The organism is Limnohabitans sp., from assembly GCF_046052825.1.
Classification (GTDB): Bacteria; Pseudomonadota; Gammaproteobacteria; order Burkholderiales; family Burkholderiaceae_C; genus Limnohabitans.
Map to the genome: position 1 here is coordinate 21,027 of NZ_JAVLFP010000070.1, position 13,281 is coordinate 34,307.

Genomic DNA, 13,281 nt, shown 5'->3' on the forward strand with positions numbered 1-13,281 from the left:
TGCAGGCAGTTAAACGCCGAGAATTTCGGCCGGCTCTTCACTGTTGAGCACTTGCTGAGCCAGTGTTTGCAGGCGCCCCGTATCTGCGCGCAACACTTCTTGCTTAACCGCAAGAATTTGGGTGGGATGCATCGAAAAACTGCGCAATCCCAACCCTAGCAACAACCGCGTCAGTTGAGGGTCACCCGCCATCTCTCCGCAAACACTCACCCCTTTGCCTTGGGCGCGAGATTCGGCAATCACATCAGCCACCAGCCTGAGCACCGCGGGGTGCAAGGGGTCGTACAAATGGGCCACCGACTCATCCGCGCGGTCAATGGCCAGGGTGTATTGAATCAGGTCGTTGGTGCCGATCGATAAAAAGTCAAAGTAACGCAAAAACATTTTCACGCTCAAGGCCGCTGCGGGCACTTCAATCATGGCCCCCACCTTGAGCGGACCATAGGCTTGACCGCGCGCATCCAACTGCGCGCGGGCTTGATCAAGCAACGCAAAGGTTTGTTTGATCTCGCGCGCGTGCGCGAGCATAGGAATCAGCAAATGCACTTGGCCATGCGCAGCGGCCCGCAAGATGGCACGCAGCTGCGTCAAAAACATGGCGGGGTCGGCCAAGCTCCAACGAATGGCGCGCAACCCCAAAGCAGGATTGAGGTGGGCGTCGTCTTTCAAAGATCGCTCCAACGGTTTGTCGGCGCCGATATCCACAGTACGGATAGTGACAGGCAAACCTTTCATGCCCTCTACCGCACGGCAGTAAGCCAGGTATTGCTCTTGCTCATCAGGCAATGAGCCCACACGACCCATGAATAAGAATTCGCTGCGAAACAAGCCCACGCCGACAGCCCCGACATCCAAGGCAAAAGGTGAATCCTCGGGCATCTCAATGTTGGCCAACAACTCCACCCGCTGCCCATCCAGGGTCACCGCTGGCGTATGCCGCAATCGGCTCAGGCGTTCGCGCTCTAACTCTGCTTGGCGTTGTTTGAAACCGTATTCAGCCAAGATGATGGGAGATGGATTGACGATCACCACCCCCGCATCGCCGTCGATGATGATCCAATCATCTTGCCGCACCAGCTGACTGGCAGTGCGTGCACCCACCACTGCGGGAATGTCCAAACTACGGGCAACGATCGCGGTGTGTGATGTTTTGCCGCCCACATCGGTCACAAACCCCGTGAAGACGCTTTGCTTGAATTGCAACATGTCTGCTGGGGACAAATCGTGCGCAACCAACACCAAAGGCACATCCATGCCGTCGTCGAGTTGCAAGTCTTGTTGACGCGAGGTGGCGTGACGTTTTTGTCCGATAGGAGGAAGCACATGATGCGCAACCCCTTTGATGTGGCGCAGCAAGCGCTCCACCACTTGTTCCAAATCGCCCTTGCGCTCACGCAAGTACGGATCATCCATTTCATCGAATTGCCGCGCGACCACATCCAACTGTGAGGTCAAGGCCCACTCCGCGTTGTACAGCCGGTCCTTCACCCAATGCGTGACCCCATCTGCCAACATGCTGTCTTGCAGCAGCATGAGGTGCACCTCCAAGATGGCAGCCAATTCTGGCGGCGCATCTTTGGGCAACGTGTCGTGCAAGGTCTGCAATTCCGTTTGCACCGCCATGCGGGTTTTGGCCAATCGACGCAGCTCAGCATCGACTTGGGCTGGCTCAATGAAATAGTGCGCAACATCCACGCGACTTGATGCGACCAGAACCGCCCGGCCTATGGCGATGCCGCGTGCAACAGCAAGTCCGTGGATTGCAAATGTCATGCGAGGCCCTTACTCACCTTCACCAAACTTATCGTCAATCAATGCCAGCAAAGCGGTCATCGCTTCTTGTGCTTGATCACCATCGGTCTCTATTTCCACTTCGCTGCCGATGCCCGCGGCCAGCATCATCACGCCCATGATGCTTTTGGCATTGACGCGACGCTCTCCTTTGGTGATCCAAACCTCACAAGGAAAACTTCCTGCCAGCTTGGTGAGCTTGGCCGATGCACGGGCATGTAAGCCCAATTTATTGCTGATGGTCGCGGTGGTTTTGATCATGGGTTCTGCGGTTTTGATTTTGGGGTGCCGTCACAGCCACTTGCATGACACCTTGAGTGCCACCGGTCAGAGCACGCGCCACCAAGGCATCCAAGGACTCATGACGATAACAAACGGTTCTAAAAAGCATGGGTAAATTCACGCCCGCAATGAGTTTGGCATGGCTACCTGCCACCAATTTTTGAGCCACATTGGCGGGCGTGGCGCCAAATATGTCCGTCAAAACCAATAGCCCTTCATCCGGTGCGTTGTCCAGGGCAAGTTGTGCGGCCAACAAGGTGGCTTCTGGCTGTGCATGGGGCATCACATCGAGTGCGATGACCGATTGAGCGCACTCAGGGTAGACATGCAAAGCGCAATCCCTCAAGGCCTGGGCCAAAGGCGCGTGCGCGATGATGAAAATGCTGTTGCTCATAAAGAAAATGGATTGAACGAATTATCGACTGTCTGACTTGTGCTTTAAAAAATAGAAGTAAGACACCACGCAACAAGCCAAATACACAGACATCGCGGCCTGAAAAGACTGGGATTCGATCATGCCCTTCCATTTGAAAGCATCAACCATCAAGCCAAAGCCCCATTGGACAACAAAGACGCCCAAAAACAGCACCAAGTTATAGGCCGACAATGCTCGCCCGGCCAAAGCCGTGGGAAACGCCATGCCGACCGCGGGTTGCGACAGCGCAACAAAGCTGCTGGTGATGCAAAACAAGGTCCATGGCAGTGCCCCCGCTTGTTCGCCAGACAAGATGATCAGCAACTGAACGCAGAAATTCACAGGCACGCCATAAGTCATGAGCTGGTTTGCAGTGAAACCTCGGGCGTATAAGCGAGGCGTGATCAAACCCCACAACCAAAACGTGACCAGCATGGACACATTGACCCAGAACAAACCCGTGGCTGCTTGCAGGGGCGTGTAGCCGGCCACCTTGATCATCCATGGCCCAGCCCACAAGGTTTGCATGGCAATCAATCCGCCGTAGCTGAAAAATCCCAACGGCACCAAGCTTCTGAAATAAGGGGTTCGCCAGACTTGCCCATAGCTCGACCAGATGTCATGCCAAGCAGATGTCGGGGAGTCTTGCTTTTCTTCAACGACCGACGGGTTTGTTCGCCACTCAGGGACTTGCCAACGCATCAGCCATATGGAGAGCACCAACAAAAAGGCCAAGCCCACGAATATCCACCGCCAGCCGATCACGGGCAACAGCCACTGCACTGGCAGGGTGGACGCCAGCATGCCCATAGAACCGGTCATCAGCATCCAAGAATTGGCGCGCTGCTGATTGCTGACCACCAACCATCGGCGATACCCCGTCAGTGGGGCCATCAAACACGCACTGACGCCCACACCGATCAACACGCGCGCCAGCAACAAGCCGCCGAAACTGGTGGACCAGGCAAAGGCCAAACAACCCAGAACCGCCACGCCGAGAAATGACATGACCACAGTCTTTGGGCCTCGCTGATCCAACCAATGTCCCATCGGCAGTTGTGTCGCAGCAAACCCTAAAAAATACCCACCGGCCAACAACCCCAGGTCTTTCGCTTCAAGCCCAAATTCGATGGTGAACGTAGGCGATAAAGTTGCCGTGATGGCACGCAGCAGTGTGGACAAAAAATATGCACAGGCAAAGGTAACAAACACCCACACAGCCGCTTTGCGGGGCAACACTTCGTTGATCATGGCAGTTTGATTCCAGAAAAATACACTTCTGCGGTGTCGTCAAAAGACTGGATTTTGGTGGAGCCGTACACGGCCACTTGGTAGAGGCTGTTACCCCTTAAAAACCAACCCAACTGAGCTCGCTGCGTCACCGTCTTGACTTGCACATACCGAGCTGACGGTGTCGATAAAGCACCAGCCAAAGCCCATTGGCGCAGTGGCATATCCTTGTCCATCAAGGCCATTGGCACCAAACTGGCCTGCAACCAACCGGTCATGGCTGTCTCAGGTAAAACCCCAGGGGGCAGCGTGATTTGTCCAAAAGTAAATTGCAGGTCGCCCGCTTCGCACCCTTGTAGCTGCAGATTTGCCGCTGCTGTCGAAACCCCTTCTTGCAAACTGATCTGACGCGTAGCGGTATCTGGTTTGCATGGCATCAATACCAGCACATCGCCTGCGTCAAAGCGCACTTCGCGCCAATTCAAAGCCGGCGTGCAGGCCATCAACAGACTCAAGCCCAACGCACTCAGCCAATATGCTGCATGTTTTTTCATACCCTCCATTATCTGGTGTGGCGACGTCCAAAGCCTGTTCAAACGGGACATAAGCGACGCGGCTAGCTAGGCTTGTTCTTAATTTGCCCGACAATTTGCGCATGAACTCACTTGAAGGCATTCGCATCTTGGACTTATCGCGTGTACTCGCAGGTCCTTGGTGCACACAAACTTTGGCCGATCTAGGCGCAGACGTCATCAAAATCGAACGCCCTGGCGCAGGAGATGACACACGTGGCTGGGGCCCTCCTTTCCTCAAGGACTCTTCTGGTGTCGACACAAGTGATGCGGCGTATTACTTGGGAACCAATCGAAACAAACGCTCGGTGACCTGCGACATTGCCACCCCTCAGGGCCAGGCACTCATTCGGGAGTTGGTGAAAACCTGTGATGTCTTCATCGAAAACTTCAAAGTGGGCGATATGGCACGGTACGGACTTGACTACGCGTCCTTGTCCCAGTTGCAGCCGCGCTTGGTTTATTGCAGTGTCACGGGGTTTGGCCAAACGGGCCCTTACCGAGAGCGCGCTGGCTATGACTATGCTGTGCAAGGCATGGGCGGGCTGATGAGCATCACGGGAGAGCGCGATGACTTGGGTGGTGGCCCGCAAAAGGTGGGCGTCGCTGTGGCCGATTTGTTCACCGGCATGTATGCCACGGTTGGCATTTTGGCCGCTTTGCGGCACGCAGAAAAAACCGGTCAAGGTCAATGCGTCGATATGGCCTTGCTTGACACCCAAGTGGCCATGCTGGCCAATTTGGGTGCGAACTATTTGGTTGCAGGTCAAAAGGACGGCAAGGTGCCGGGTCGATCAGGCAACGCACATCAAAATATCGTGCCATACCAAGTGTTTGAGGTTGCTCCCGCATCCAACGGCTTGAAAGACCATTTGATTTTGGCAGTTGGCAATGACGGTCAATTCGCCAAGTTCTGTGCTGTGGCGGGTCAACCTGCACTCGCGAACGATCCAAGGTTCGCCAAAAACCAAGACCGTGTGCGCCACCGAGACACCCTGGTGCCTCTGTTGGAGGCGATTTTCATGACCCGGCAAAAATCCGACTGGCTCAGTGCGTTAGAAGCCGCCAAAGTTCCCTGTGGCGCCATCAACAACTTGGCTGAAGTTTTTGCCGACCCCCACGTACGCTCACGCGACATGGTCACGACTTGGGAATACCCCGCCAGTGGTGCAGTAGAGCTTGTCTCCAGCCCCCTCAAACTCAGCGCCACGCCGGTTCGCAAAGACTTCCCCCCGCCCTTGCTTGGCCAACACACGCAAGAAGTCCTGCAAGAGCTGCTTCATTTGAGCCAAGAAGAATTGGACAAGCTGCGCACACAACGCATCATCTGAGGAGTTATCCATGGCAAATTTTGTGTTGGTTCACGGCGCTTGGCATGGCGCTTGGTGCTGGCGTCGTGTCACAGATCAGCTGACGACACTTGGGCATCGTGTGCATGCGGTCACGCTCACGGGCGTCGGTGAGCGCGCGCACCTGTTGTCTCCTGACATTCATCTCAGTACACACATACAAGATGTGGTGTCGACCATCGAGACAGAAGAACTCGATGAGGTTGTTTTGGCGGTTCACTCCTATGCTGGCATGGTCGGCACAGGTGTCGCCGATCTGATCGGCGAGCGTTTACACCACTTGGTTTATGTTGACGCCATGCTACCCAAGCCTGGGGAAACATGGGGTGCCACCCACACAAGTACCGTGCGCGAGGGCCGCTTGGCAGCAGCACAAGCCAGCCCGACCTACAGCTTTCCAGCACCTGGGCCTGAGCTGTTTGGCCTCAGCGGAGAAGATGCGCAATGGGTTGCCCGCCGACAAACGCCCCACCCTGGCCACCCCTACACGGATGTGTTGCATTTTTCACCTGAAAGAGTCGCGGCCATTGCTCGCACCTACATCCGTTGCACCAAGCCAACATTGGCCACCATGGATGCAATTTGGCCCCGTGTGAATGACCCCTTGTTTTGGGATGGTCTTTGGTTACCAGGTTCTCGCGCCATAGAAATGGCAACGGGGCACGACCCCATGGTCAGTGCCCCGCAAGAGCTGACGCGGATTCTTCTGAACTGCGCCGAGTGATCACTTAAAGTTTATTTAGCTCTGAAGTCATCGTGGCACGACTTGCAAGTGCCGGCCGTCGCAGTAAATGCTGCCTTGAAGGCGTCTTCTTTACCGCCCTGAGCAGCAGCCACCAATTTCGTAGATTCTGCTTGGAGCTTGTCAGCAGCTTCTTTGAATTTAGCCGATTGCTTCCAAATTTCTGCCTTGGCCTTTGTCTCTACAGCATCGGTTCCCTCACCAAATGCAGCCCAAGGTAATTTGGCAAGATGGGCGACGACATCTGCATTGTCTGCAGCAGCCTTTGCGTCAAATGGCACTTTGCCCTGAGCCATTGCGCCAAGACGGCCAAAGTGTGCGCCCATGACCGTGAAAGCAGCTTTGCGGTATTTGATGGCGTCTTCTGGCTTGGCAAATTGCGCAGATGCCGTCAAGCTCACTGCAGCGGCGCTGACAGCAACCAATACAAGAGTTAATTTTTTCATGAAGTTCATCCTTTAGAGTTCAAAATAGAGGTGTAGGCACAAGGGGCAAGTTTAAAGACATTGTTCTTTTTTGTCTTTGACAGATGAATGGATATTTATGACGACGATTCAAAACACCACCACAGTGCGCGTTTGGGACCTGCCCACTCGGCTGTTTCACTTGCTATTTGGGCTCTGTGTGGCCGGTTTGATCGCCACAGGAGAAATTGGCGGGCCTGCGATGACCATCCATTTTTGGCTAGGTTACAGCGCACTCTCATTGTTGTTATTTCGCTTGGTTTGGGGCATTGTTGGTGGGCACTGGTCACGCTTTGTCAACTTCATCCCCTCTCCCTCAAGCCTGTTTCTTTACCTGTCCAATGCGGCCCATCCATCGCGTACAGAACCGGTTGGGCACAACCCACTGGGTGCGTTATCTGTTGTGACCATGTTGGGCCTTGTGCTGCTGCAAATCTTCAGCGGGTTCATGAGTGACGACGATATTTCTGTGTCAGGACCGTGGTCAACATGGGTACCCAGTTCTTGGGTTGAGCTTGCAACGCAGTACCACACTGAAGTAGGAAAAATACTGTTGTTCGCCTTGTTGGCGTTACATATCGGCTCAGTTTTGTTTTACAAATATTTTCAATCCAACGATCTGATCACGCCCATGGTGACAGGCGACAAAGATTTGCCTGCATCCACCCATCCATCACGCGACACGGGGAGCTCGCGGTTGTTTGCTCTCAGCGTCTTGGCCGGTTGCGCCTATGTGGTTTATCGATTGGTTCAACTTGGTGGGTAAATACGAGGCTCACATTTTCACAAAAAAGCCCGCGCAAAACAGTGCACGGGCCCTTTGAGAAGATACAAAAAACCGGTTAAATCATTCAGGCGTTGAGTTGGCCCAACATCGTGTCCGCATCGCTGACTTCGAATTTACCCGGACCTTCAATATTCAGAGTGACCACTTTGCCGTCTTTGATGAGCATTGAATATCGGTTGCTGCGCAGTCCCATGCCACGTGCTGTCAAGTCCAAAGACAAACCTGTTTCTTTGGTGAATTCAGCACTGCCATCAGCCAACATGCGTACTTTTCCGTTGGCTTTTTGATCTCGCGCCCACGCACCCATGACGAACGCGTCATTCACGCTCACGCACCAAATTTCGTCAACGCCTGCGGCTTTGAACTTGTCAAATTTCTCAACGTAGCCTGGTACATGCTTGGCTGAGCATGTCGGCGTAAACGCACCTGGCAACGCGAATACAGCGATGGTTTTTCCAGCGGCTGCTTTGGCAACATCCACAGCATTAGGCCCGATGCTGCAACCTTCGCCCTCAACCTCTGAATACTCCATCAATGTGGTGTGAGGGATGGTGTCTCCGACTTTGATCATGGGATGCTCCTGTCAATTAAATGGGGATCGAAAAAAGAAAAGCGACCCACATTGTGGGTCGCTTTCAGAGGTCTTGCAGAACCGAGGTCCTAAAGACTTAAACCGCAGCTGCCTTTTGAACCAAACGGGTCGCTACCCAGTTTTTGGTTTTAGAGATAGGCTTGCTTTCGGTGATTTCGATCAGGTCGCCCAGATGGTATTCACCGGTTTCGTCGTGCGCGTGGTACTTGCTCGACTTGGCAACGATCTTGCCGTAGAGCGCGTGTTTCACACGACGCTCGACCAGCACAGTCACTGTCTTCGTACGTTTGTCGCTGACCACCTTGCCAATCAAGGTGCGCTTGAGGGATTTCTTAGCTTCCGTCATGTGGGCTCCTTTACTTGGCGGCTTGCTTTTCAGCAAGAATGGTTTTGGCACGTGCGATGCTGCGACGGGTAGAACGCAGTTGTGACGTGTTGTTGAGTTGTTGCGTGCCTTTTTGCATGCGCAAGCCGAAATGGGCTTTTTGCAGCTCTTTGACTTCGGCTTCGATGCCAGCAACGTCTTTTTGGCGCAGTTCAGCAGCTTTCATTTCTTATTTCTCCTGAATTTACTGGCCGATCATGCGTGCCACGAACGTGGTACGCAAGGGCAACTTTGCAGCGGCCAAACGGAAGGCTTCACGGGCCAACTCTTCGGGAACCCCTACGATTTCGTAGAGGACCTTGCCAGGTTGGATTTCTGCCACGTAGTACTCGGGGTTACCTTTACCGTTACCCATACGCACTTCTGCAGGCTTTTGGGAAATCGGCTTATCAGGGAACACTCGAATCCAGATACGACCGCCACGTTTGACGTGACGAGAGATCGCACGACGTGCGGCCTCAATCTGGCGGGCCGTCAAACGGCCACGATCGGTGGACTTGAGACCGAAGTCACCAAACGCTACGGTGTTGCCACGTGTAGCGATGCCGGTGTTACGACCCTTTTGTTCTTTGCGGTATTTACGGCGTGCTGGTTGCAGCATGCTTATTCTCCTGTTCCGTCCGCAGCCGTGCCAGTGGATGCGGGCGCGACAACCTTGCGGACGCGCTTGACGGCAGTTGTAGGGGCACCGGCGGCTTCAGCGGGTTTATCGCTGCCATCCGTTGGTGCGGCATTGGTCCCTGCAGGACGGCGAGCGCCGCTGCGTGCTGGACGATCGCCACTTGGGCGAGCATCACGGCGAGGACCGCGTGGACGACGCTCTTCTTCAGCGCGTGGTTCTACGGCGGCGGGCAGGTCGTTACGACCCAAGGTATCGCCTTTGTAGACCCACACCTTGACACCAATGATGCCGTAGGTGGTTTTTGCTTCAGAAGTGGCGTAATCGATGTCTGCACGCAGGGTATGAAGTGGCACGCGACCTTCACGGTACCACTCGGTACGTGCGATCTCAATGCCATTCAAACGACCTGCCGACATGATCTTGATGCCTTGGGCACCCAGACGCATGGCGTTTTGCATGGCGCGCTTCATCGCACGACGGAACATGATGCGCTTCTCGAGCTGTTGGGTGATGCTGTCTGCAATCAGTTGAGCATCAATTTCAGGCTTACGCACTTCTTCGATGTTGACTGCAACTGGCACGCCCAAGCGGGTCGCGAGTTCGCGTTTGAGGTTTTCGATGTCCTCGCCTTTTTTACCGATCACCACGCCTGGACGGGCCGAGAAAATGGTGATACGCGCATTCTTGGCAGGACGCTCGATCAATACGCGAGACACAGCGGCGTTTTTCAACTTCGCTTTGAGGTACTCACGCACTTTGATGTCTTCGGCCAGCATGCCAGCGAAGTCACGGTTGTTGGCATACCAGCGGCTTGCCCAGTTGCGGCTCACTGCAAGGCGAAAGCCTGTGGGGTGGATTTTCTGTCCCATATCTTTCTATACCTTTCAGTTGCCAACCGTCACGTACACATGGCACGTGGGCTTGCTGATACGGTTGCCGCGGCCTTTGGCGCGGGCGGTGAAGCGCTTGAGCGTGGCACCTTGTTCGACGTAGATGGTTTTCACCTTCAACTCGTCGATGTCAGCACCATCGTTGTGTTCAGCGTTGGCAATCGCAGATTCCAAAACCTTCTTGACGATGCCTGCAGCTTTTTTCTGCGTGAACGTCAGGATGTTCAGAGCCTGGTCAACTTTTTTGCCGCGAATCATGTCGGCAACCAGACGGCCTTTGTCGACCGACAGACGGACGCCCCTAAGGACTGCACGTGTTTCCATGGTCTTTCCTTATTTCTTCTGGACTTTTTTGTCCGCAGGATGGCCCTTGAAAGTCCGGGTGAGCGCGAACTCTCCCAACTTGTGGCCAACCATTTGGTCAGTGATATACACCGGCACGTGTTGCTTGCCGTTGTGAACGGCAATCGTCAGGCCAATGAATTCCGGCAAAACCATGGAGCGACGTGACCATGTCTTGATGGGCTTCTTGTCCTTCGTGGTTACCGCTTTGTCCGCTTTTGCAACCAGATGATGGTCAACAAACGGACCCTTTTTAAGAGAGCGAGTCATTTGTTACCCCTTACTTTTTGCGACGCGACACAATCATGACTTGTGTGCGTTTGTTGTTACGGGTACGGTAGCCTTTGGTCAGGTTACCCCATGGGTCGACAGCATGACGGCCTTCGCCGGTGCGACCTTCGCCACCGCCGTGTGGGTGATCCACTGGGTTCATTGCAACGCCACGCACGGTGGGGCGAATACCCATCCAGCGCTTGACGCCTGCTTTGCCCAAACGGCGCAGACTGTGTTCTTCGTTTGCTACTTCACCAATGGTGGCGCGGCATTCGATGTGGATCTTGCGAACTTCACCAGAGCGCATACGCACTTGGGCGTAAGTGCCTTCACGCGCCAACAAAGTGGCTGACGTGCCAGCTGAACGCGCGATTTGCGCACCCGCACCAGGCTTCAATTCGATGCAATGGATGGTTGAACCGACGGGGATGTTGCGGATGGGCAAGGTGTTGCCGGCACGGATCGGAGCTTCCGAACCGCTGAGCAAAGTTGCGCCAACTTCTAAACCACGCGGTGCAATGATGTAAGCACGCTCACCGTCTGCATAGCAAATCAAAGCGATGTGCGCAGTGCGGTTAGGGTCGTATTCAATACGCTCGACCTTGGCAGGAATCGCGTCTTTGTTACGACGGAAGTCGACCACACGGTAGTGGTGCTTGTGACCACCGCCCTTGTGACGTGTTGTGATGTGACCGTTGTTGTTACGACCCGATTTTTGGTGCTGGGGTTCCAGCAATGGGGCGTAAGGATCACCTTTGTGCAGGTGGTCACGGGTAACTTTGACGACGCCACGTTGACCGGGCGATGTCGGTTTCATCTTGATGACTGCCATGATTAAGCGGCCTCCCCAGAGATGTTGAGTTCTTGACCAGGTTTGAGCGTCACATAAGCCTTGCGCACGTTGTCGCGACGGCCGATGGATTTGCCAAAACGCTTGGTTTTGCCTTTGGTGTTGACAACAGAGACGCCTTGCACCTCGACCTTGAACATCAATTCCACTGCGGCTTTGATCTCAGGCTTGGTAGCGTCTTGCAACACCTTGAAAGTCACTGCATTGCTTTTCTCAGCAACCATGGTGGCCTTTTCAGACACCACAGGCGAGACCAACACTTGCATCAAGCGACCTTCGTCGAATTGGGTAGTTTGGTGTCCGTGGCTCATGCGAACATCTCCTTGAGTTGGTCCATGGCAGCCTTGGTCACCAACACCTTGCGGTAGTGGACCAATGACAATGGATCGGCGTAACGGGGTTCGACCACCATCACGTTGGGCAGATTGCGTGAAGCCAAGTACAGGTTGTCGTCCACTTCGTCAGAAATGACCAACACCGATTGCAAATTCATGGCTTTGAATTTGGCAGCCAGTAATTTCGTTTTGGGCGACTCCACTTTCAACGACTCGACCACAGCCAAACGGCCTTCGCGTGCGAGTTGCGAGAAGATGGACGCCATACCAGCGCGGTACATCTTCTTGTTGATTTTTTGTGTGAAGTTTTCATCAGGCATGTTCGGGAAAACACGGCCGCCGCCACGCCAAATGGGCGAAGACGTCATACCGGCGCGCGCGCGGCCAGTACCTTTTTGCTTGAACGGCTTCTTCGTAGAGTGCTTGACTTGTTCGCGGTCTTTTTGCGCGCGTGTACCTTGGCGTGCGTTGGCTTGATAAGCCACGACGATTTGGTGCACCAAGTCTTCGTTGTATTCGCGACCGAACACGGTTTCAGGTGCGTCGTATTTAGCAGACGCCTGACCTTGGTCGTTAAGGAGTTCGACTTGCATCAATTGGCTCCTTGCGCTTTGACGGCAGGACGCACAGTGACAAAGCCACCTGCTGAGCCGGGCACTGCGCCACGGACCAACAGCAATTGGCGCGCCTCGTCGATGCGAATGACGTCGAGATTTTGGGTGGTCACGGTGTCCACGCCTAAGTGACCCGACATACGCTTGCCTGGGAACACACGGCCTGGATCTTGCGCCATGCCGATCGAGCCAGGCACGTTGTGCGAACGGCTGTTACCGTGCGACGCGCGCTGTGACTTAAAGTGGTGGCGCTTGATCGTGCCTGCAAAGCCTTTACCGATGGTGGTGCCTTGCACGTCGACTTTTTGGCCGACTGCGAAGACATCAGACACGGGAACGGTGGCACCAGCTGCATATTTGGCAGCAATGTCAGCGTTGACTTGGAATTCTTGGATGATTTCGCCAGCTTCGACGCCTGCTTTCGCAAGGTGTCCAGCCATTGGCTTGGTCACACGCGATGATTTGCGCGCACCAAACGTAACTTGTAAGGCTACGTAGCCGTCATTTTCCTGGGTCTTGACCTGGGTGACACGGTTGTTAGACACATCTAGCACTGTGACGGGAATAGCATCCCCCTCATCAGTGAACAGACGCATCATGCCCACCTTGCGCCCCAGCAATCCCAAACGGATGCTTTGACTCATTGTTGTTCTCCAAAACTCTCACCGCGGCCACTTCAATTGGCAGCCACGTTTGGAATGTGAAAGAAGGTTGATAAATTGCTCTGGGCTATTAGCTCAGAGCCT

At 54.4% G+C, this 13,281-nt stretch carries 20 protein-coding genes; 3 read left to right on the top strand and 17 right to left on the bottom strand.

Annotation, left to right across the window (positions count from 1 at the left end):
- Window positions 1-9: 9 nt before the first annotated feature.
- From ptsP to ACKWJN_RS12300, 5 genes are read right to left on the bottom strand one after another with little or no spacing between them, the layout of a single operon-like run.
- Window positions 10-1,773 carry a phosphoenolpyruvate--protein phosphotransferase gene (gene ptsP / locus ACKWJN_RS12280; protein WP_408597307.1) on the bottom strand — a complete coding sequence of 588 codons (1,764 nt, stop codon included), beginning with the start codon at window positions 1,771-1,773 and terminating at the stop codon, window positions 10-12.
- Window positions 1,774-1,782: 9 nt separating this feature from the next.
- The gene (locus tag ACKWJN_RS12285; RefSeq protein ID WP_408597309.1) at window positions 1,783-2,052 is read right to left on the bottom strand and encodes an HPr family phosphocarrier protein; all 270 of its coding nucleotides are present in this window, start codon (window positions 2,050-2,052) and stop codon (window positions 1,783-1,785) included.
- Window positions 2,021-2,467, bottom strand: coding sequence for a PTS sugar transporter subunit IIA (locus ACKWJN_RS12290; RefSeq protein ID WP_408597311.1), 447 nt, complete (start codon window positions 2,465-2,467; stop codon window positions 2,021-2,023). The genes ACKWJN_RS12285 and ACKWJN_RS12290 overlap by 32 nt, the downstream gene beginning before the upstream one ends.
- 21 nt (window positions 2,468-2,488) lie before the next feature.
- Window positions 2,489-3,739 (bottom strand): MFS transporter, encoded by a 1,251-nt coding sequence (locus ACKWJN_RS12295; protein WP_408597313.1) that lies wholly within the window; start codon window positions 3,737-3,739, stop codon window positions 2,489-2,491.
- On the bottom strand, window positions 3,736-4,272 hold the full coding sequence (locus tag ACKWJN_RS12300; RefSeq protein ID WP_408597315.1) for a hypothetical protein: 537 nt from the start codon (window positions 4,270-4,272) through the stop codon (window positions 3,736-3,738). The genes ACKWJN_RS12295 and ACKWJN_RS12300 overlap by 4 nt, the downstream gene beginning before the upstream one ends.
- 101 nt (window positions 4,273-4,373) lie before the next feature.
- Between ACKWJN_RS12300 and ACKWJN_RS12305 the strand changes: the two genes are divergently transcribed.
- Window positions 4,374-5,621, top strand: coding sequence for a CaiB/BaiF CoA transferase family protein (locus ACKWJN_RS12305; protein ID WP_408597317.1), 1,248 nt, complete (start codon window positions 4,374-4,376; stop codon window positions 5,619-5,621).
- Between the two features lie 10 nt (window positions 5,622-5,631).
- The gene (locus ACKWJN_RS12310) at window positions 5,632-6,363 is read left to right on the top strand and encodes an alpha/beta fold hydrolase (RefSeq protein ID WP_408597319.1); all 732 of its coding nucleotides are present in this window, start codon (window positions 5,632-5,634) and stop codon (window positions 6,361-6,363) included.
- Window positions 6,364-6,374: 11 nt separating this feature from the next.
- On the opposite strand, the gene ACKWJN_RS12315 is transcribed toward ACKWJN_RS12310, so the two are convergent.
- Window positions 6,375-6,827 carry a c-type cytochrome gene (locus ACKWJN_RS12315; RefSeq protein ID WP_408597321.1) on the bottom strand — a complete coding sequence of 151 codons (453 nt, stop codon included), beginning with the start codon at window positions 6,825-6,827 and terminating at the stop codon, window positions 6,375-6,377.
- A gap of 97 nt (window positions 6,828-6,924) precedes the next feature.
- Between ACKWJN_RS12315 and ACKWJN_RS12320 the strand changes: the two genes are divergently transcribed.
- Entirely contained in the window at window positions 6,925-7,611 is a 687-nt protein-coding gene (locus tag ACKWJN_RS12320) for a cytochrome b/b6 domain-containing protein (protein ID WP_408597322.1), read from the top strand.
- Between the two features lie 85 nt (window positions 7,612-7,696).
- Here the strand turns inward: ACKWJN_RS12320 and ACKWJN_RS12325 are convergent, their stop codons facing one another.
- The 11 genes from ACKWJN_RS12325 to rplC all read right to left on the bottom strand — a co-directional run bounded on the left by ACKWJN_RS12325 (window position 7,697) and on the right by rplC (window position 13,179).
- The gene (locus tag ACKWJN_RS12325) at window positions 7,697-8,203 is read right to left on the bottom strand and encodes a peroxiredoxin (RefSeq protein ID WP_408597324.1); all 507 of its coding nucleotides are present in this window, start codon (window positions 8,201-8,203) and stop codon (window positions 7,697-7,699) included.
- A gap of 97 nt (window positions 8,204-8,300) precedes the next feature.
- Window positions 8,301-8,570, bottom strand: coding sequence for a 30S ribosomal protein S17 (rpsQ, locus tag ACKWJN_RS12330; RefSeq protein WP_100147417.1), 270 nt, complete (start codon window positions 8,568-8,570; stop codon window positions 8,301-8,303).
- Between the two features lie 10 nt (window positions 8,571-8,580).
- A complete protein-coding gene (gene rpmC, locus ACKWJN_RS12335) occupies window positions 8,581-8,775 on the bottom strand; it encodes a 50S ribosomal protein L29 (RefSeq protein WP_104799795.1) in 195 nt (64 codons plus the stop codon).
- Window positions 8,776-8,793: 18 nt separating this feature from the next.
- Window positions 8,794-9,210 carry a 50S ribosomal protein L16 gene (rplP, locus tag ACKWJN_RS12340; RefSeq protein ID WP_100133884.1) on the bottom strand — a complete coding sequence of 139 codons (417 nt, stop codon included), beginning with the start codon at window positions 9,208-9,210 and terminating at the stop codon, window positions 8,794-8,796.
- 2 nt (window positions 9,211-9,212) lie between these two features.
- Window positions 9,213-10,100 carry a 30S ribosomal protein S3 gene (gene rpsC, locus ACKWJN_RS12345; protein ID WP_408597327.1) on the bottom strand — a complete coding sequence of 296 codons (888 nt, stop codon included), beginning with the start codon at window positions 10,098-10,100 and terminating at the stop codon, window positions 9,213-9,215.
- Window positions 10,101-10,115: 15 nt separating this feature from the next.
- A complete protein-coding gene (gene rplV / locus ACKWJN_RS12350; protein WP_100147413.1) occupies window positions 10,116-10,445 on the bottom strand; it encodes a 50S ribosomal protein L22 in 330 nt (109 codons plus the stop codon).
- A gap of 9 nt (window positions 10,446-10,454) precedes the next feature.
- Complete coding sequence (rpsS, locus tag ACKWJN_RS12355) at window positions 10,455-10,733, bottom strand: 30S ribosomal protein S19 (protein WP_007838132.1); 279 nt, start codon at window positions 10,731-10,733, stop codon at window positions 10,455-10,457.
- Between the two features lie 10 nt (window positions 10,734-10,743).
- Window positions 10,744-11,568 (bottom strand): 50S ribosomal protein L2, encoded by an 825-nt coding sequence (gene rplB, locus ACKWJN_RS12360; protein WP_408597332.1) that lies wholly within the window; start codon window positions 11,566-11,568, stop codon window positions 10,744-10,746.
- Between the two features lie 2 nt (window positions 11,569-11,570).
- Window positions 11,571-11,897: a 50S ribosomal protein L23 gene (rplW, locus tag ACKWJN_RS12365; protein WP_408597334.1), complete on the bottom strand. Its 327-nt coding sequence runs from the start codon at window positions 11,895-11,897 to the stop codon at window positions 11,571-11,573.
- Entirely contained in the window at window positions 11,894-12,514 is a 621-nt protein-coding gene (gene rplD / locus ACKWJN_RS12370) for a 50S ribosomal protein L4 (RefSeq protein ID WP_408597336.1), read from the bottom strand. Before rplD ends, rplW begins: the two co-directional genes overlap by 4 nt.
- Window positions 12,514-13,179: a 50S ribosomal protein L3 gene (rplC, locus tag ACKWJN_RS12375; protein WP_408597337.1), complete on the bottom strand. Its 666-nt coding sequence runs from the start codon at window positions 13,177-13,179 to the stop codon at window positions 12,514-12,516. The genes rplD and rplC overlap by 1 nt, the downstream gene beginning before the upstream one ends.
- Window positions 13,180-13,281 lie beyond the last annotated feature (102 nt).